Origin of the sequence: Pseudomonas sp. KUIN-1 (genome assembly GCF_009176725.1) — a bacterium.
Taxonomy (GTDB): Bacteria; Pseudomonadota; Gammaproteobacteria; order Pseudomonadales; family Pseudomonadaceae; genus Aquipseudomonas; species Aquipseudomonas fragariae.
In genome coordinates, this window is record NZ_AP020337.1 from 2,409,110 (window position 1) to 2,428,144 (window position 19,035).

18 protein-coding genes are annotated in these 19,035 nt (G+C 61.0%); 13 read left to right on the top strand and 5 right to left on the bottom strand.

Annotated features, from left to right (window positions below):
- The first annotated feature begins 9 nt into the window (after positions 1-9).
- The 6 genes from pcaQ (at position 10) to pcaC (ending at position 5,623) form a co-directional block, all read left to right on the top strand.
- Positions 10-930: a pca operon transcription factor PcaQ gene (gene pcaQ, locus KUIN1_RS11115; RefSeq protein ID WP_032653928.1), complete on the top strand. Its 921-nt coding sequence runs from the start codon at positions 10-12 to the stop codon at positions 928-930.
- Between the two features lie 141 nt (positions 931-1,071).
- Positions 1,072-1,791, top strand: coding sequence for a protocatechuate 3,4-dioxygenase subunit beta (pcaH, locus tag KUIN1_RS11120; RefSeq protein ID WP_003366939.1), 720 nt, complete (start codon positions 1,072-1,074; stop codon positions 1,789-1,791).
- Between the two features lie 11 nt (positions 1,792-1,802).
- Positions 1,803-2,405 (top strand): protocatechuate 3,4-dioxygenase subunit alpha, encoded by a 603-nt coding sequence (pcaG, locus tag KUIN1_RS11125; RefSeq protein ID WP_116886887.1) that lies wholly within the window; start codon positions 1,803-1,805, stop codon positions 2,403-2,405.
- An 87-nt stretch (positions 2,406-2,492) separates the two neighbouring features.
- Positions 2,493-3,842, top strand: coding sequence for an MFS transporter (locus KUIN1_RS11130; protein WP_011267446.1), 1,350 nt, complete (start codon positions 2,493-2,495; stop codon positions 3,840-3,842).
- Between the two features lie 24 nt (positions 3,843-3,866).
- Positions 3,867-5,228, top strand: coding sequence for a 3-carboxy-cis,cis-muconate cycloisomerase (locus tag KUIN1_RS11135; protein ID WP_103378227.1), 1,362 nt, complete (start codon positions 3,867-3,869; stop codon positions 5,226-5,228).
- Positions 5,225-5,623, top strand: coding sequence for a 4-carboxymuconolactone decarboxylase (gene pcaC, locus KUIN1_RS11140; RefSeq protein WP_096126586.1), 399 nt, complete (start codon positions 5,225-5,227; stop codon positions 5,621-5,623). Before KUIN1_RS11135 ends, pcaC begins: the two co-directional genes overlap by 4 nt.
- 58 nt (positions 5,624-5,681) lie before the next feature.
- Here pcaC and KUIN1_RS11145 read toward each other — a convergent pair whose 3' ends face one another.
- Positions 5,682-6,938: an OprD family porin gene (locus KUIN1_RS11145; protein ID WP_011267448.1), complete on the bottom strand. Its 1,257-nt coding sequence runs from the start codon at positions 6,936-6,938 to the stop codon at positions 5,682-5,684.
- Positions 6,939-7,174: 236 nt separating this feature from the next.
- Here KUIN1_RS11145 and KUIN1_RS11150 point away from each other — a divergent pair, with 236 nt between their 5' ends.
- Complete coding sequence (locus KUIN1_RS11150) at positions 7,175-8,062, top strand: DMT family transporter (RefSeq protein WP_011267449.1); 888 nt, start codon at positions 7,175-7,177, stop codon at positions 8,060-8,062.
- Between the two features lie 559 nt (positions 8,063-8,621).
- On the opposite strand, the gene KUIN1_RS11165 is transcribed toward KUIN1_RS11150, so the two are convergent.
- Positions 8,622-9,950: an MFS transporter gene (locus KUIN1_RS11165; RefSeq protein WP_011267450.1), complete on the bottom strand. Its 1,329-nt coding sequence runs from the start codon at positions 9,948-9,950 to the stop codon at positions 8,622-8,624.
- Between the two features lie 617 nt (positions 9,951-10,567).
- Between KUIN1_RS11165 and quiC the strand changes: the two genes are divergently transcribed.
- Both quiC and KUIN1_RS11175 read left to right on the top strand, forming a co-directional pair.
- A complete protein-coding gene (gene quiC / locus KUIN1_RS11170; protein WP_024652224.1) occupies positions 10,568-12,475 on the top strand; it encodes a 3-dehydroshikimate dehydratase QuiC in 1,908 nt (635 codons plus the stop codon).
- A gap of 107 nt (positions 12,476-12,582) precedes the next feature.
- A complete protein-coding gene (locus KUIN1_RS11175; RefSeq protein WP_003416207.1) occupies positions 12,583-13,239 on the top strand; it encodes a TetR/AcrR family transcriptional regulator in 657 nt (218 codons plus the stop codon).
- A 3-nt stretch (positions 13,240-13,242) separates the two neighbouring features.
- On the opposite strand, the gene KUIN1_RS11180 is transcribed toward KUIN1_RS11175, so the two are convergent.
- Positions 13,243-14,097: a shikimate dehydrogenase gene (locus KUIN1_RS11180; RefSeq protein WP_024652225.1), complete on the bottom strand. Its 855-nt coding sequence runs from the start codon at positions 14,095-14,097 to the stop codon at positions 13,243-13,245.
- 186 nt (positions 14,098-14,283) lie between these two features.
- On the opposite strand from KUIN1_RS11180, the gene KUIN1_RS11185 reads away from it, so the two are divergent.
- On the top strand, positions 14,284-15,174 hold the full coding sequence (locus tag KUIN1_RS11185; protein WP_024639010.1) for a pseudouridine synthase: 891 nt from the start codon (positions 14,284-14,286) through the stop codon (positions 15,172-15,174).
- A 76-nt stretch (positions 15,175-15,250) separates the two neighbouring features.
- Here the strand turns inward: KUIN1_RS11185 and KUIN1_RS11190 are convergent, their stop codons facing one another.
- Both KUIN1_RS11190 and mobA read right to left on the bottom strand, forming a co-directional pair.
- Positions 15,251-15,475, bottom strand: coding sequence for a YgdI/YgdR family lipoprotein (locus tag KUIN1_RS11190; protein WP_003315600.1), 225 nt, complete (start codon positions 15,473-15,475; stop codon positions 15,251-15,253).
- A gap of 96 nt (positions 15,476-15,571) precedes the next feature.
- Positions 15,572-16,177 (bottom strand): molybdenum cofactor guanylyltransferase MobA, encoded by a 606-nt coding sequence (gene mobA / locus KUIN1_RS11195; protein WP_011267454.1) that lies wholly within the window; start codon positions 16,175-16,177, stop codon positions 15,572-15,574.
- A gap of 75 nt (positions 16,178-16,252) precedes the next feature.
- Between mobA and moaB the strand changes: the two genes are divergently transcribed.
- From moaB to KUIN1_RS11210, 3 genes are all read left to right on the top strand, one after another.
- Positions 16,253-16,792, top strand: a complete 540-nt coding sequence (moaB, locus tag KUIN1_RS11200) for a molybdenum cofactor biosynthesis protein B (protein ID WP_002553131.1) — start codon at positions 16,253-16,255, stop codon at positions 16,790-16,792.
- A gap of 6 nt (positions 16,793-16,798) precedes the next feature.
- Positions 16,799-18,010, top strand: a complete 1,212-nt coding sequence (locus KUIN1_RS11205; protein ID WP_152091987.1) for a molybdopterin molybdotransferase MoeA — start codon at positions 16,799-16,801, stop codon at positions 18,008-18,010.
- 89 nt (positions 18,011-18,099) lie between these two features.
- The gene (locus KUIN1_RS11210; protein WP_011267456.1) at positions 18,100-19,026 is read left to right on the top strand and encodes a glycosyltransferase; all 927 of its coding nucleotides are present in this window, start codon (positions 18,100-18,102) and stop codon (positions 19,024-19,026) included.
- Positions 19,027-19,035: the final 9 nt, after the last annotated feature.

Genomic DNA, 19,035 nt, shown 5'->3' on the forward strand with positions numbered 1-19,035 from the left:
CGACGCGCAGTGAATATCGATACACGCATCAAATTTCGCCATCTGGTCTGCTTTCTCGAAGTGGCCCGGCAGGGCAGTCTGGCGCGTGCCTCCGACGTTCTGGCGATCAGTCAGCCTGCGTTGTCGAAAAGTCTCAAAGAGCTGGAAACCCTGCTCGACACCACGTTGTTCGTGCGCAGCAAGAGCGGTGCGGCACTTACCGAAGCGGGTGTGGCGTTCATGCGCTTTGCCGGGCCGAGCGTTCAGGCCCTGCGCGAGGGTGTCAGCAGCCTGAGATCCGGTGAACATGACACCGTTACTGCACGGCTGGGCGTACTGTCGACGGCCGAAAGCCTGCTGGTGCCTGAGGTCGTTCATCGCCTGCACCAGCGGCACCCGGCGCTGATCGTCAGCGTGATGACCGGGCCCAGTGCCTATCTGCTGTCGCAATTGAGGGTAGGGGAGCTGGATCTGGTGGTCGGGCGCATGACTGACAGCCCGCAGATTCAGGGCCTGACGTTCGAGCACCTGTACAACGAGTCGATGACACTGGTGGTGCGCAGCGATCACCCGCTGCTGGCTGCGCCGCTCAAGCCCGAAAGCCTGGAGCAATTCCCGCTGGTGCTGCCGCTGGCAGGCACGACCATCCGCAAGTTTGCCGATAGTCTGTTCGTGCAGTGCGGCATCCGCATGCCGCGGCAACGCCTGGAAACCCTCTCGCTTACCCTCAGTCGGCGCTATGTGCAATGCAGCGATGCGGTGTGGATCGCGCCACTGGATGCCGTGTCGCTGGAGTTGAAAGGTGGCACGCTGGTTGAACTGGACATGGGTATTCGTGAGCCGGGCGGCTCGGTCGGTTTGTGCAGCAACCCGGCCTTGCCACTCACGCGCGCAGCGCAGTGGTGTGTGGACGAGCTGCGCAGTCTTGGAGAGGCCTGTCGCAACGGCTAGCATCCATAACCAAATGGTTATGGATCATGGGGTTTATTTCAGTTCTCCATAAGCATGGATCGCGCGACACTTCGCCGCAGCCTGTAGCGCATGTGATCGACGCCTGCGCGCCCCATAAAAAAGAAAAAAGAGGAGAACGCCATGTCTGCCGCGGACAACAGCCGCTTCGTCATTCGTGACCGAAACTGGCATCCAAAAGCGCTCACACCTGATTACAAGACCTCGATCCTGCGCTCGCCGCGCCAGGCGCTGGTCAGTATCCCGCAGTCCATTTCCGAAACCACCGGCCCGGATTTCTCGCATTTGAAATTCGGCCAGCACGATAACGACCTGCTGCTCAATTTCAACAACGGTGGGCTGCCCATCGGTGAGCGTATTCTGCTGGCCGGGCGGGTCTGCGATCAGTATGGAAAGCCGATCCCGCATACCCTGGTGGAGATCTGGCAGGCCAACGCCGGCGGGCGTTATCGCCACAAGCGCGATGCCTATCTGGCGCCCATCGATCCCAATTTCGGCGGCGTCGGACGTGCGTTGACCGACAGCGAAGGCAATTACAGCTTCCGTACCGTCAAGCCAGGGCCTTACCCATGGCGCAACGGTCCCAATGACTGGCGCCCGGCACACATTCATGTGTCGATCAGCGGGCCGTCGATTGCCACACGGCTGATCACCCAGTTGTATTTCGAAGGCGATCCGCTGATTCCGATCTGCCCGATCGTCAAGGCCATCGCCAACCCGGACGCCGTGCAGAGTCTGATTGCCAGGCTCGACCTGGGCATGGGCAATCCAATGGATTGCCTGGCGTATCGCTTTGATATCGTGTTGCGCGGCCAGCGCAAGACTCACTTCGAAAACTGCTGAGGAGGCCCGACATGCCCGTTCAATTGCTGCAGGAAACCCCTTCGCAAACCGCCGGCCCCTACGTCCACATCGGTCTTGCACCGCAGGTGGCCGGCAACCCGACCCGCGAGCTGGAAATCTGGAACGAGATGGCCAGGCCCGAGGCGCCCGGCGAGCACATCGTGTTGCTGGGCAAAGTCTTCGACGGCAACGGCCATTTGATCCGCGATGCCTACCTGGAATTCTGGCAGGCGGATCATCAGGGCGCGTATCACAGCGAATTCCACCCGGACAGGCCGTTCAACGGCTTTGGTCGCACGGCAACCGCGGACGATGGCCAGTGGATCCTGAAGACCATCAAGCCAGGCTCTGCGCGCAATGCGGCGGGTGTGCCGATGGCGGCGCACATCAATGTTTCGCTGTTTGCGCGTGGCATCAATATTCATCTGCAGACGCGGTTGTATTTCGACGACGAAGCCCAGGCGAATGCGCAGGACCCGGTGCTCAATCTGATCGAGCAGCCCCCGCGTCGCGAAACCCTGGTGGCGCGCCGCTGCACGTACGAGGGGCAGACGGCCTATCGTTTTGATATCCGTGTACAGGGTGAAGGCGAGACAGTGTTTTTCGATTTCTGAATCGCTTGTCGATTGCGAAATCAATGTGCGTGCGATTCAAGGCGCCTGCATCGGCAGGCGACCCTATAAAAATAAAAGGACACCTCCATGACGCTTTCCGCCGGCAGCCCCGCGCCGAGTACGCTCGACGTTCAGGCCTTCATCAATGCGCAACCGCTATCCGGGTACCAGTGGCGAGTGGTTGCGCTGTGTTTTCTGATCGTGTTTCTCGACGGCCTCGATACTGCTGCAATGGGCTTCATTGCCCCCGCGCTCAGCCAGGATTGGGGGATTGATCGGGCCAGTCTGGGGCCGGTGATGAGCGCTGCGCTGATCGGCATGGTGTTCGGCGCGCTGGGTTCCGGCCCACTGGCGGACCGCTTCGGACGCAAGGTGGTGCTGGTGGTCGCGGTGCTGCTGTTCGGTCTATTCAGCCTGGCATCAGCCTATAGCAGCAACATCGATCAATTGCTGGTCCTGCGCCTGTTGACCGGGCTCGGGCTTGGCGCAGCGATGCCCAACGCCACCACGTTGCTGTCGGAATACACCCCCGAACGGCTCAAGTCGTTGCTGGTGACGAGCATGTTCTGCGGTTTCAATCTGGGCATGGCCTGCGGCGGTTTTGTGTCGGCCAAGCTGATCCCCAGCATGGGCTGGCACAGCCTGCTGATGCTGGGCGGTATCCTGCCCCTCCTGCTGGGGTTGGTGCTGATGGTCTGGCTGCCGGAGTCGGCGCGGTTTCTGGTGGTTCGCAATCGCGGTGCGGAGCGGATCCGCAAGGTACTGGCACCGATCGCGCCGAAGGCACTGGCCGGCATCACTGACTTCAGCGTTCCCGAACAGAAAACGGTCAGCAGCCGCAACGTGCTGAAAGTGATTTTTTCCGGCACCTACAGCGCCGGCACGCTGTTGCTGTGGCTGACGTATTTCATGGGCCTGGTCATCGTCTACCTGCTGACCAGCTGGCTGCCGACGCTGATGCGCGACAGCGGCGCGAGCATGGAACAGTCGGCTTTCATCGGCGCGCTGTTTCAGTTCGGCGGCGTGTTGAGCGCTGTGGGCGTGGGCTGGGCGATGGATCGTTACAACCCGCACAAGGTCATTGGTTGTGCCTATGCGCTGGCGGGCGTGTTCGCCTGGCTGGTCGGGCAGAGTCTGGGTAACGTCGCGCTGTTGGCGACACTGGTGCTGCTGGCCGGTATGTGCATCAACGGCGCGCAGTCGGCGATGCCGTCACTGGCAGCGCGTTTTTACCCCACCCAGGGGCGTGCCACGGGGGTGTCGTGGATGCTCGGGATCGGCCGTTTCGGCGCCATTCTCGGCGCCTGGGCCGGTGCCACGCTGCTGGGCCTGGGCTGGACGTTCGAGCAGGTGCTGACCGCGCTGGTGATTCCGGCGGCGCTGGCCGCGATTGCGGTGCTGATCAAGGGCTGGGTCAGTCATTCGGACGCTACCTGAAACCTTTCAATCTGGAGTGGTGATGTGAACAGAGCGAGCAATCAACTTTTCGATGCCTACTTCATGCAACCCGAAATGCGCGAGATCTTTTCCGATGAAGGTCGGGTGCAGGGCATGCTCGATTTCGAAGCTGCGCTGGCGCGGGCGCAGGCACGGGTCGGCCTGATCCCGCCTGAAGTGGTCGCCGACATCGAGCTGAGCTGCGACGCACGGCTGTTCGATTTCGACGCGCTGGCAATCGCCATCGGCAGTGCCGGCAATTCGGCGATTCCGCTGGTCAAGGCGCTGGGCAAACAGATTGCCGCACGCAGCGCTGAAGCCGAGCGCTACGTGCACATGGGCGCGACCAGTCAGGATGTGATGGACAGCGGGCTGATCCTGCAACTGCGTCGAGCCATCGTGCTGCTTGAGCATGACCTTACCCGACTGGCCGATGCGATGGCTGAGCAGGCGCAGCGTCATGCTGGCACGCCGCTGGCCGGGCGCACCTGGCTGCAGCAGGCCACGCCGGTCACCCTGGGGATGAAAATCGCCGGCTGGCTGGGCGCGGTCACTCGCCATCGACAGCGTTTGAACGAGATCAAACCGCGCCTGCTGTGCCTGCAGTTCGGCGGCGCTTCCGGCAGCCTCGCGGCGCTGGGCGATCAGGCCTTTTCGGTGGCCGAAGCGCTGGCCGGTGAACTGCAGCTGGCGTTGCCCGAGCAGCCTTGGCACACCCAGCGCGACCGACTGGTGGAGTTTGCCAGCCTGCTGGGCCTGATCGCCGGCAGTCTCGGCAAACTCGGGCGCGACGTGAGCCTGCTGATGCAGACCGAAGTGGGCGAGGTCTTCGAGCCTTCGGCACCGGGCAAGGGCGGGTCTTCGACCATGCCGCACAAACGCAACCCGGTCGGCGCTGCGGTCATGATCAGCACCGCCACCCGCGCACCGGGGCTGGTGGCCACGATGCTGGCGGCCATGCCGCAGGAACATGAACGCAGTCTGGGCCTGTGGCATGCCGAGTGGGAGACCTTGCCGGAGCTGTGCTGTCTGGTCTCCGGTTCGCTGCAGCAGGCATTGCAGGTGATACCCGGTCTGCAGGTCGATGCCGAGCGCATGGCGGTCAATCTGCAATCCACCAAAGGCCTGGTTCTTGCCGAGGCAGTGAGCATTGCGCTGGCTCAGCGCATCGGGCGCGATGCAGCCCACCATCTGGTTGAACAGTGCTGCCGGCGTGCGGTGGAGCAGGGCGCGCATTTGCGTCAGGTGCTCGGCGAAACCCCGCAGGTCAGCGAGCAGTTTTCTTCTGACGAGCTGGATCGTCTGCTCGATCCGGCCCATTACCTTGGCCAGGCTCGCCATTGGGTCGAGCGCGCCGTGGCCGAACACACAAGGATTTCCCGATGACCGAAGACGAACGTTACGAAGCCGGCATGCAAGTGCGCCGCGCGGTGCTGGGCGAAGCGCATGTCGATAACAGCCTGAGCAAACTGACGCCGTTCAATGAAGAGTTCCAGGAGATGATCACCCGTCACGCCTGGGGTGATATCTGGACGCGTCCGGGATTGCCGCGCCATACGCGCAGCCTGATCACCATCGCGATGCTGATCGGCATGAATCGCGAAGGCGAGTTGCGCCTGCACCTCAAGGCCGCGAAAAACAACGGCGTGACCCGTGAGGAAATCAAGGAAGTGCTGATGCAGAGCGCGATCTACTGCGGCATTCCGGCGGCCAATGCGACGTTCCACCTGGCGGAAGCAGTGTGGGATGAAATGGGCGTGGAGTCATTGCAGGACAATTGAGCGCTTTGATCGAGAACGCCGCCGCAGCGCCCTTGGCCACGGCGGCGTCCTGTCTGGGTCAGAGCAGCGACAACGGGTAGCTGACGATCAGGCGGTTTTCGTCGAACTGGTTGGTGCTGTAGTCGCGACGCATGGTGGAGTTGCGCCATTTGACCGACAGGCTTTTGAACGCGCCGTTCTGGAACACATAAGCCAGCTCGGTTTCCCGTGCCCACTCTTCGCCGTCGGTGATGGCCCCGGTATGCACGTTGTCGCCGCTGATGTAGCGGTTCATCAGGGTCAGGCCGGGTACGCCCAGGGCTGCGAAGTCATAGTCGTGGCGCAGCTGCCAGGATTTTTCCCTGGCGTTGTCGAAGCTGGAGTTGTAACTGTCGTTGGCCAGGGTTCCGCCGCTGGTGCCGTTGACGCGCATCCAGGCGCTGTCGCCGCTGACTTTCTGCAGGCCCAGGTAAAAGGTGTTGCCACCGTGCCGTGCCGAAAGCAGCGCTGACCAGGTCTTGTTGTCCAGATCGCCGGCCAGCGACTGACCGTCGTCCTTGCCCTGGAAGTAGCCAAGGTTGGCCCCCAGCGTCCAGCTGCCCAGCGGCTGGCTGTGCAGCAGGTTGAAATATTGCTGGTGGTAGATGTCTTCAAGCTCGGCGTACCACACGCCGACCTGGGTGCGATTTTGGTTGAACACGTATTCGCCGCCGCCAAAGTTGAAGCGGTCGGAAGTGAACGCGGTGCGGCCATTCAGGGACATGTCTTCCATGCTGGCGTCGTTGCGCGGGCTGTTGCCACGGAACTGGCCACCGTAGAGGGTCAGGCCGTCGATCTCCTTGGAGGTGATCTGCCCGCCCTGAAAGGTTTGCGGCAGCGAGCGGCCGTCATCCGAGCGCAGGATCGGCAGCACTGGCATCCACTCGCCGACCTTCAATTCGGTCTTCGAGAAGCGCGCCTTGCCGGCCACCGCCAGTCGGCCGAAGTCGTCGGCCGGGCGTCCATCGCCATGGATGGGCAGCAATTGCGTACCGCCGGTACCCTTGCCGCCGTCGAGCTTGAGCGAGTAGAGGCCAAGCGCGTCGACACCGAAGCCGACGGTGCCCTGGGTGAAGCCGGAGCGGGCGTCGAGAATGAAGTTTTGCGTCCACTCCTCGGCGTAGTTCTGCGCGTTGGCCGGGTCGACGAAGTTGCGGTTGATGTAGAAGTTGCGTAGGTTCAGATTGACCTTGGCGTCTTCGACAAATCCGGCGCTGTGGCCGCTGATGGGCGCCAGACTTGCAGCGACGGCCGCCGACAGACCGCAAAGGAGTTTGCAGGGAGAATTCACGCGCATGGAACAGACCTTTTTTGTAGTTATTGAGTCGTTTAGCTGGCTGCGATAGTGAAATGCCGGAACGCGGCGTGCAATTGTGAAACAGTTGTTTTGGGCGATTATCGAACGTTAATGAACCGGTTCGAACATTTTCTGCGAGAAGCCGCAAACGTGTGTGCGATGCTCACGGGTAACTATGGGTAGAGAGCGTGTTCGGCCACGGTGTCGGGCTGCTGAAACTTGAACAAGGAAGCGTAATGAGCACTGCCAGCACGCCGTCGTCCGGCGTCAATCAACCTCTCAAAGGTATAGGCTTCATTCTTCTGGCGACCTTCCTGTTTGCCAGTCACGACACCCTGTCCAAGTACCTGTCCGGCTTCTATCCGATCATTCTGGTGGTTTGGGCGCGCTATCTGGTGCACACGCTGTTGATGGCCTGCATTTTCATGCCTTCAGCGGGGTTGCGAGTGTTGCGCACCAAAAGGCCCGGCCTGCAGGTCTTGCGCGCACTGGCGCTGCTGGGCACCAGTCTGCTGTTTACCAGCAGCCTGATGTTCATCCCGCAGGCAGAGGCGACCGCGGTCAACTTTCTTGCGCCGTTGCTGGTCACCGCGTTATCGGTGCCGCTGCTGCACGAGCGTGTAACGCGCGGCCAGTGGATTGCGGTGGTGGTAGGGTTTGTCGGGGTGATGATCATCATTCATCCGGGCGGCGAGCTGTTTACCCCGGCAATTCTGCTGCCGCTGTCGTCAGCCTTGTGTTTTGCGCTGTATCAACTCCTGACGCGGCTGGTCAGCCCGTTCGACAGCCCGACCACCAGCAACTTTTTCGCCGGGCTGTTCAATACCCTGTTGATGAGTGCGCTGGTGCCGTTCTTCTGGGAAGTGCCAGCGCTCAAGCACCTGCCGTTTCTGCTGGCGCTCGGCGCGTGTGGCATGTCGGCGCATTTGCTGCTGACCCAGGCCTTCCGCTTCGCCGCCCCGGCCATGCTTGCGCCGTTCAGTTATTGCCAGATCGTGTTTGCCGGACTGCTGGGCTACCTGGTCTTCGACCACACCCCGTCCCCGACCGCGCAGGCCGGCATCGCCATCATCTGCCTCAGCGGTCTGGCAGCAGCGTGGCAACAGCGACGTAAGGGTGGGTAATGTGTGACGCTGACGCCCTGCGTCACAGGTCTTCGGCGCAGCACAATGTCATGCTGCGCCTGCAAGAGGCCGCCATACGTGCTTTTCGATCACGGTGGCACTGACGACGCAGAGTGCGACGTTAGTGACGGCTGAGTCCTGGCGCTGATCCGGGGGTAGCCTGGCAGGACGCCAGGCTAGCCGTATCGGGCCATGGATGGCCCGTTGCGGCGACCCCCGGATCAGTGACAGGGCGAAGGAACCCGACGAAGTCGGGCCGGAAACGGAGCTGCGGGCTTTGCCTACTTTGGCCCCATCAAAGTAGGTCGCCGAGGGGCGAAAAGGTGACCTGAGTCGAACCCCAATCCACCTGACAAAGAAAACCCGCCGTGTGACGCGGAGCGTCACGAACTGCATTCCCACGCGGAGCGTGAGGAACGAGAGTTAAAGGTGACCTGAGCCGAACGCCAATCCACCTGACAGAGAAAACCCGCTGTGTGACGCAGAGCGTCACGAACTGCATCCCCACGCGGAGCGTGGGGACGATAGCCATTCTGGGTTTTCGGGCTGCGTCAGACGATTACTCGCTGAGCGTCGGAACCTTGCGAGGGGCCATGAAGTACATCCAGATCAGGGCAATGAAATACATCGCCGGGATCATCGTGAACAACACGTTGTAGTTGTTATTGGTGGCGGTCAGCACCGCACCCACGATCTGCGTCATGAACATACCGCCGATGGCTGCACACATGCCGCCGAAGCCGAACACGGTACTCATCATGTGCTTGGGGGTGTAGTCCATCACCAGGCTCCAGATATTCGCCGTCCAGGCCTGATGCGCACCCACGGCAAGCGAAATGGCCAGTACCGCTACCCACAGCCCGCTGGCATTGGCGGCGAACACCACGCTGCAGATCGTGATGGCAAAGATCAGCATCGACAACAGCCGCGCAGTCGTCGCACGCATGCCACGACCAATCAGCCAGGACGACAGGATACCGCCACCGACACTGCCGAAATCGGCCGTCAGCCAGATCAGAATCAGCGGAACACCCATCTGCGTCACGCTGATCCCCAGGTTGTATTGCTGATTGAGGAACGGCGGCAGCCAGTACAGGTAAAACCAGAACACCGGAGCAGTGATCGCATACGCCAGCGCGAACGCCCATGTGCCACGCATCTTCAGAATGCCGGTGAATGGCACCTTGACCGGAGCCGGTTCGACTTCCTGATTGATGTAATCCAGCTCGGTCTTGCTGACGGTCGGATGTTCTTCGGGGTTGTAGTACTTCAGGCGCCAGGTGATAGCCCAGAGCAGCCCCAGCGAACCCATCGCCACGAAGGCGGCCTGCCAGCCCCAGACCGTGAGGATCACCGGCAGCAGGGCCGGGGTCAGCATGGCACCAACGTTGGTGCCGGCGTTGAAGATACCGGTGGCCACCGCGCGCTCACCGGCAGGGAACCACAGCCGCGTGGTCTTCACACAGGCCGGGTAATTGGCGGCTTCGGTCAGGCCCAGAATGAAGCGGCAGACCATGAAGCCCACGGCGGAAGTGGCCAGGCCGTGAGCACCGGTCGCCAGGCTCCACAGCAGCACCGCGAGGAAGAATGCACGCTTCACGCCGACCTTGTCGATGAAGCGGCCCTGCAGCACAAAGCCGACCGCGTAACCCACCTGAAACCAGAAGTTGATGTTGGCGTAGTCCATCGCCGTCCAGCTCATTTCCTTGGCAAGGATGGGCTGCATGACGCCGAGCGCGGCACGGTCGATGTAGTTCAGCGTAGTGGCGAAGAACACCAGGGCGAGCATGCCCCAGCGAGTCTTGCCGACGGCGAGTGCGCCGCGGATCTTTTCGCCCATCCCGGCACGGGCGGCCTGGGCGACAGGGTTGGTCTGGGTGTTAAGCATGATGTTCTAACCATCCGTTCCAGGACTGTGCTGCTGGCAACAGTCGGACTGAGAAGTCCACTCGATGCAGGCGTTGTGCAGGTAAAGTGAAGTCGTAGAACCGCGATTCGACTGGCCTCTAGACTCAGGCTGTCCTCGAAACGATCCGTCGGGCCGACAATTTACAGGTTGAGCCGCGTAAGTGTGTTGGAATGTTTCAGGCGACGCGGACCCAGACCGGGCTTTTGGCCGGGTGGGTTCGTCGAACATGTCGTCTGATAAGACGGACGGGCGATCGGGCGAGCAAAGCGAGAAGGGTGCACATGAGCAATGTTCCTGTTTTTTGAATTGTTATGGGTTTGCTGCTGATGAAGCGAAGATCAAAATGTTTGGCTGCGGGTCTATCCTGCAATGTGATGCTGATGTTGAGCATTGCGAGATACAGCGTCAATTGAGTAAAACGGCTTTTGTTCGATAATCGAACGTAAAACTAACCGGTTCGTACACTTTATGTTGCTGTAGTATTTTCACAGGCAAATACTTTACTCGCACCTCTGAATAAGGCCGGGAAAGGCCAGGAATGCGGTGCTGTCCAGTCGCGATCCAAGCAGGTCGCGTTCATCCAGGAGCTGAAAAGCATGCAGCGTTCAATTGCTACCGTATCCTTGAGCGGTACTCTGCCCGAAAAGCTCGAAGCCATCGCCGCAGCCGGCTTTGACGGCGTCGAGATTTTCGAAAACGACTTGTTGTATTACGACGGCAGCCCACGCAACATCAGGCAAATGTGTGCCGACCTGGGCATCGCCATCACCCTGTTCCAGCCGTTCCGCGATTTCGAAGGCTGCCGCCGTGATCGTCTGCAGCGCAATATCGACCGTGCCGAACGCAAATTCGATCTGATGCAGGAGCTGGGCACCGATCTGGTGCTGGTCTGCAGCAATGCGTCTGCCGATTCGGTGGGCGACGAAAACATTCTGCTCGATGACCTGGGCCTGCTCGCCGAGCGCGCGGGTGCCCGTCACCTGCGCGTCGGTTATGAAGCGCTGGCCTGGGGCAAGCACGTGAACACCTGGCAACAGGTCTGGAACCTGGTGCGCCAGGTCGACCACCCGGCACTAGGCGTGTTGCTCGACAGTTTTCATACCCTGTCGCTGAAGGGCGATCCGAGCGCCATCGCGCAGATCCCGGGCGACAAGATCTTCTTCGTGCAGATGGCCGACGCGCCGCTTCTGGCGATGGATGTACTGGAGTGGAGCCGCCATTTCCGCTGCTTCCCGGGTCAGGGTGAATTCGATCTGGCCGGCTTCCTCGCGCCGATCCTGCGCAGTGGCTATACCGGGCCTTTGTCGCTGGAAGTGTTCAACGATGGCTTCCGTGCAGCGCCGACACGCGCCAATGCCGCGGACGGTCTGCGTTCGCTGCTTTATCTGGAAGAGAAAACCCGCCAGCTGATGGCGCGTGACGAGCCGGCCGCGGTTCCCGAAATCCTCTTCAATCCGCCTGCGGCCAGTACCTACAATGGCGTCGAGTTCCTCGAGTTTGCCGTTGACGAGAGCCACGGCGCTCGCCTGTCGGGCTGGCTGCAACGGCTGGGCTTTGCCAAGCTGGGTCAGCATCGCTCCAAGGCGGTCAGTCTGCTGGGGCAGGGCGATATCAGGATTGTGCTCAATGCCGAACCCTATTCCTTCGCCCACAGTTTTTTCGAGGCGCACGGCCCTTCGTTGTGCGCCACCGCCTTGCGCGTCGACGACGGTCATCAGTCGCTGGAACGCGCGCGTGCTTTCAAGGGCCAGCCCTATCGTGGCCTGGTCGGTCCCAACGAACGGGAGATTCCGTCGGTCCGCGCGCCCGACGGCAGCCTGATCTATCTGGTGGATAACGCCGCACCGGGAGAATCGATTTACGACAGCGATTTTGTCGTCGATCCGCAAGCCGTCGCCAAGGGCGGGTTGCAGCGTATCGACCACATGGCCATGGCGCTGCCGGCCGACAGTCTGGACAGCTGGGTTTTGTTCTACAAAAGCATTCTGGATTTCGAGGCTGACGACGAAGTGGTTTTGCCCGACCCCTACGGCCTGGTCAAGAGCCGGGCGCTGCGCAGCCGTTGCAGCACCGTGCGCTTGCCGTTGAATATTTCCGAAAATCGCAACACGGCCATTTCCCATGCGCTGTCGAGCTATCGCGGCTCGGGTGTGCACCACATCGCATTTTCCTGCGAAGACATCTTTGCCGAGGTAAGCCGCGCCAAGGAATCGGGCGTGCCGTTGCTGGACATCCCGCTCAATTACTACGATGACCTGGCGGCACGCTTCGATTTCGACGAGGAGTTTCTCAGCGAACTGGCGTATTACAACGTGCTCTATGACCGCGATGCGCAGGGTGGCGAGCTGTTCCACGTCTACACCGATGCGTTCGACGGGCGCTTCTTTTTCGAAATCCTGCAGCGCAAGAACGGTTACGCAGGGTATGGCGCTGCCAACGTCCCGGTGCGTCTGGCTGCGATGGCCAAGGCGCGCAATGTGGCAGCACGTCAGGCGCGTCTGTAAGGCGAATCCGATTGCAGGGCCGCTACGAGGGTTCGACGCCCTCGCGGCTTCCCTCGGTTGCCGGTCGGCTTCATACTCCGCGCATCACTCGTGGTCATGAGCCAACAATGAAAACAACTGACGACTCCGTTGCCGTTGCGTCGAAAGGGCGCAAGAACAATCCGGAAAAGACCCGCGAAGACATTCTGCAGGCCGCCGTTGCCGAGTTTGTCGCCCATGGCCTGTCGGGTGCGCGTGTCGATGCCATTGCCGAGCGCACCAAGACCTCGAAACGGATGATCTATTACTACTTCGGCAGCAAGGAGCAGCTGTACGTCGAAGTGCTGGAAAAACTCTACGGCGCGATTCGCAACACCGAGAGCCAGCTCAATCTGTCCGAACTCGAGCCTGTGGAAGCGATTCATCGCGTGGTCGAGTTCACCTTCGATCACCACGACAGCAATGTCGATTTCGTGCGCATCGTGTGCATCGAAAACATCCATAACGGCGAGAACGTCAAACAGTCCGAGTCGATTCAGGCCAAGAGCCAGAACATCATCAGGGCGCTCGACGGCATCCTGCGTCGTGGTGAAGCCAGCGGCCTGTTTCGTGACGGCGTTCATCCGGTTGACCTGCACCTGATGATCAGCTCGTTCTGCTTTTACCGGATCTCCAACCGCCATACCTTCAGCGAAATCTTTCAGATCGAGCTGTGGAGCGAGGAGGTCAAACAGCGTCACAAGGCAATGATCTGCGACGCTGTGTTGCGTTATCTCAAGCGCTGATGTTTACAACGTGTGGAAGTGCGCCATCATCCGCTCTGCATCGGCGGACTGGCCACTGAACAGTTCGAAGGCCTTGACCGCCTGAAACACCGCCATGGTGCTGCCATCCAGGGTGCGGCAGCCCAGTGCGCGGGCATGCCTGAGCAGTTCGGTTTCCAGCGGAAAGTAAATGATTTCCGCCACCCACAGTTCAGGCCGCAGCAACTCGACCGGCAACGGCGTACCCGGCAGTTTGGTCATGCCGACCGGCGTGGTATTGACCAGTCCGTCGGCTTCGGCCATCGCCGCAGGCAGGTCGGTACCCACCTGCGCGCGTCCGGCACCGAAGTGCTGGTTGAGGTTGTCCACCAGCCCCTGGGCGCGTTGCGGCTCGACCTCGAACACGCTGAGGCGCTCGACGCCTGCGCTCAGCAGCGCATGAGCCACGGCAGCGCCCGCGCCACCTGCACCCATCTGCACTACCTGTTGGCGTGGGGCCTTGTCCAGGCCGCGCTGAAAGCCTTCGGCAAAGCCCAGGCAGTCGGTGTTGTGACCGATGCGCTTGCCGTCCTTGAACACCACCGTATTCACCGCGCCGATACCGCGCGCTTCGTCGGACAGCTCGTCCAGTAACGAGATGACCGCCTGCTTGCAGGGGAAGGTGATATTCAGGCCGGTGAAGCCGCACTGCCTGGCACCTTCCAGCAGTTGGGGCAGGGCATGGATGTCCAGTTGCAGGGCGTCGATATCGATCAGCCGATACAGATAGCGCATGCCTTGTGCATCGCCTTCATGCTCGTGCATGGCAGGTGTCCGCGAGGCCTGGATGCCCGAGCCGATCAGGCCGGCGAGGATGGAGGGTTTTTCAGCATGAGTCATAAAAATACGTCTCTTGTTTTTGTGTCACTGCCCGGTTGGCGGCAGGTGTTAAACAGAATGTACCAGATGGTTAATAGTGCCGCAGGCAGGAGTCGATTACCACGCAGCGATGTTGTGCGGTGATCGCACTAATCAGTGATAATCCACGGCCAGCCGCTCCAGGCTTACACGAGTTCGAGTCCCCGCATGTCCGAGTCCGTCTTCAGCGCCGCACAGCAGCAAGCCAGTACGTTGTATCTGCCACCCGGCTCGTGGGCCACGGTGCTCGATTGCCTGTGCGCGAAATTTCCGGCCATCAGTCGTGAACAATGGCTGGATCGTTTTGCTCGCGGCCGGGTGCTGGACGAAAACGGCAAGGCCATCGCGCCTGATCTGGCGTACCGGGAGGGGCTGCGGGTTCACTACTTTCGTGAGGTTGCCAACGAAACGCCGATCCCCGTGGTTGAAACGATCCTCTACGCCGACGAGCATCTGGTGGTGGCTGACAAGCCGCACTTCCTCCCGGTGACACCCGCAGGCGAGTACGTCGAACAAACCTTGCTGCGCCGCTTGATCCATCGCCTGGACAATCCGGATCTGGTGCCGCTGCACCGCATCGACCGGCACACCGCAGGGCTGGTGCTGTTTTCCGCCAACCGGCAGACGCGCTCGGCTTATCAGGGCTTGTTTCCCACCCGGCGCATCGACAAGTTTTACCAAGCCATTGCGCCAGCGCTGCCGGGGCTGGCGTTTCCGCGTCTGCACGAGAGCCGTCTGGTCGAGGGCGAACCGTTCTTTCGCATGCAGGAAGGTATCGGCGCGAGCAACACCCGCACGCAGATCGAGGTGCTCGAACGGCAGGATAAATTGTGGCGTTACGGGCTTTACCCGGTGACCGGCAAAAAGCATCAGTTGCGTGTACACATGGCTGCACTGGGTGCTGCCATCTGCAACGACCCGTTTTACCCGGACGTGGTGAAAGACCCGGTGGACGACTATCAAAATCCTTTGAAGCTGCTGGCCAGCAGCTTGCGCTTCGTCGATCCGCTCAGTGGCGAGCAGCGCCACTTCGAGAGCCTGTTGACGCTCGACTGGTAGTACAGGACAGTGAAATGACAGGCAAAAAAAACCCGCACTCGGCGGGTTTTTTCAAATCAGTAACGCGACGCCCGGATCACAGATCCTTGACGGTACGTACCTGATCCTTGTTGATGCGGGTCTGCTTGCCGTCAAGTTGCTTGAACTCGTAGAAGCCCGAGTCTTCATCGTACTTCGGCGTGTCGACAGCCTGGATTTCACGACCATCATTCAAGGTGATCACAGTGGGCGATGCGCAGCCGGCGAGGGAGGCAATGCTCAGTGCAAGCAGGAAGGCAGCGGGAAGGGTCCGTTGTTTCATTACTGTGTCTCCAGATGGATTCTTGATTTGCTGAACTCTCAGACGGATACACCGTCAGCAAGTTCCGTATACACCCGCAGCAACTTCAATGACCAGTCACTTGTTGCGGTTTTCACTGATCCCGGTCAACAGACAGGGAGTGTTCAGGTTGGCCAGGCGTGGATCGCCGGCTTCCAGTTGCAGGGCGACCGGCTGCAGCGGCTCCAGAGCCCGTCTCGGGCTGCGCTCGCCGGCCTGCCATGCGGCTTCCAGCGTTGCGGCGTGAGCGACAGGGATCATACCTAAAAGCGGCTGCCAGTGCTGACCTTCACGCACCATTATCGGTCGCTCCGGGTATTCAGAGGCTTTTTCACGCAATGCGCGCAGCAACGCTGCATCGACCAAAGGTACGTCGCAGGGCAGGATCAGCAACCATCGATGTCGCGCCAGAGGCAGCGCGGCACGTATTCCGGCCAGAGGCCCGTTGAAATCGGTATCGTCGTCCTGCACCAGTCGATCGGCGTAACGCGCATAGCGATCGATATTGCGATTGCAGGAAATGATCAGATCGTCGGTCAGTGGCCGGGTCAGCCGGTGCAGATGTTCGATCAGCGCGGCGCCTTGCCATTCGATCAGGCCCTTGTCACGCCCGCCCATGCGCTGCCCGCGGCCTCCGGCCAGCAGCAGAATAGAGCAGGGCGGCAGTGGGGCAGGAACATTCATCGAACACTCGTCGGGCAGTCAAAAGGAGGGCTGTGATATAACACCCGCCTGTTTTCTTAACAACTGGATGAGGCCATGAAAGCCAAGGCTGACACACCTTTCGTACCCCTTAATATCGCCGTACTGACCGTCAGCGATACCCGCACCCGAGAAACCGATACCTCGGGCCAGATGTTCGTCGACCGCCTGACCGACGCAGGCCACGGCCTGATCGAGCGCGTGCTGCTCAAGGATGACCTGTACAAGATCCGCGCTCAGGTAGCGACCTGGATTGCCGACGATCAGGTGCAGGTGGTGCTGATCACCGGTGGCACCGGCTTCACCGGCCGTGACAGCACGCCTGAAGCCGTGGCCTGCCTGCTGGACAAGCAGGTCGATGGTTTCGGTGAGCTGTTCCGGCAGATATCGGTGCCGGATATCGGCACCTCGACCATTCAGTCCCGCGCGCTGGCCGGCCTGTCCAACGGCACGCTGGTGTGCTGCCTGCCGGGCTCCACCAATGCGGTGCGCACGGCATGGGACGGCATCCTTGCCCAGCAACTGGATTCGCGCTTCCGGCCTTGCAACTTTGTGCCTCACCTCAAGCAGGCCGAGCCCTGTGCGACCCGTGGTTGAGTGCTCATGAGTCACGAGCCGAAAACCCTGCTGCCTGTTGAAGACGCCATTGCACGGCTGCTGAAGATGGCCGAAGCCACGCCGATCACCGAGCGCCAATGCGTCTCGCTGGTCGATGCCGAAGGCCGGGTACTGGCAGTGGATCTGGTCTCCACACTGGATCTGCCGCCCTGGCCGAACAGCGCCATGGACGGTTATGCCTTGCGCGTGGCGGACTGGCGCGGCGAGCCGTTGAGCGTCAGTCAGCGCATCTTCGCCGGTCAGGCCCCCGAGCCGCTGGCCCCTGGCACCTGTGCGCGTATCTTCACCGGCGCGCCGATGCCTGAAGGCGCTGACTGCGTCGAGATGCAGGAAAACGCCGAGGTGCAGGCGGATCAGCGTGTGCGCTTCAACGAGCCGCTGGGCGCCGGGCAGAATATTCGTCCGCAAGGCCAGGAAACCCGGGTCGGCGATACCGTGCTGGCCGCCGGCACGCGGCTGGGTCCGATCGAACTGGGTCTGGCGGCCTCGCTGGGCCTCGCCGAGCTGGAGGTCATTCGTCGCGTGCGGGTCGCGGTGCTGTCCACGGGCGACGAGTTGATTGAGCCCGGTCAGCCATTGGGGCCGGGGCAGATCTACAACAGCAACCGGGTGTTGCTGTGCAGCTGGTTGAAGCGACTGGAATGCGAGGTCGTGGATGCAGGCATCCTGCCTGATGATCTGGACAAGACTCGCGCTGCACTGGCGAATCTGCAGGGCGTTGATCTGATTCTCTCCACGGGCGGAGTGTCCGTGGGCGAAGCGGATTTCCTCGGCCACGCATTGCGTGAAGAGGGCGAACTGACCCTCTGGAAGCTGGCGATCAAGCCTGGCAAGCCGCTGACCTTCGGGCATTTCCGGGGTGTGCCGGTGATCGGTCTGCCTGGCAATCCGGCCTCTACGCTGGTCACCTTCGCCTTGCTGGCCAGGGCTTACCTGCTGCGTCGCCAGGGCGTGATCGACGTCGCCCCCTTGCAGTTTCCGGTGCCTGCCGGGTTTGTCTGGACGCGTCCTGGCAATCGCCGCGAGTACCTGCGCGGCCGTCTGGAGCAGGGCCGGGCCGTGGCTTATCGCAATCAGAGTTCGGGCGTATTGCGCAGCGCTGCATGGGCCGATGGTCTGATTGAAGTCCGCGAAGGCTCGACCGTGGCCGAAGGCGACTGGGTCAACTTCATTCCGTTGAGTGAAGTGCTCGGCTGAGTGCATTCGAATGGTGGGGCGGGTACGCATGAGCTACTCTCAACAACGCTGACACAGTGGGCAACCGGACTTCGCCCTGGAGTATTGTTATGGCGCCATTGAGAGTGGCTTGTGTGATCCCGACCTACAACGGACGCAAGGATCTGGAACGTCTCCTGGATTCACTGGCTGCGCAGACTGCCAGCTTCGATACGCTGATCGTGGACTCCAGTTCCTCGGATGGCACGCTGGAGCTGGCGCAAGCGCGATGTGCCAATGTGCTGCGCATCGACAGCAAGGATTTCAACCACGGCGGCACCCGGCAGATGATGGTCGATCTGCATCCCGACTATGACGTGTATGTCTTCATGACCCAGGATGCGTACGTTGAAGACATCAATGCCATTGCCAACATTCTGTTGCCCTTCGCCGACCCGAAGGTCGGTGCTGTGTGCGGGCGACAGCTGCCGCACAAGGATGCCAACCTGCTGGCCCAGCATGCACGGTTGTTCAATTACCCGCCGACCTCGCAGATCAAAACGCTGGCCGATGCCGGGACGCTGGGCATCAAGACGCCATTCATGTCCAACTCGTTTGCGGCCTATCGGGGCGAAGCGTTGCGGGCCATTGGCGGTTTCCCGCGGCATGTGATTCTTTCAGAAGACATGTACGTCACCGCGAAAATGCTCATCGATGGCTGGAAAGCGGCTTACGAAGGCTCGGCGGTCTGCCGTCACTCCCACAATTACAGCCTGCGCGAAGAGTTTCGTCGTTACTTTGATATCGGTGTGTTCCAGGCCCGCGAAGCGTGGATCTACGAAACCTTTGGCGGCATTGGTGGCGAGGGCATGCGTTACGTCAAGTCCGAGCTGAAATTCCTCGGTCCCCGGCGAATCCTCTGGTGGCCTGTGTCGTTCGTGCGTAATGCGCTGAAGCTACTGGCCTACAAGCTGAGCCGGCAGGAAAAACGCTTGCCCCGCGGCGTGAAGAAGAAGCTCGGCATGTACGCGCGTTACTGGGACAGCCCCTACGCCTGAGTTGCGCCG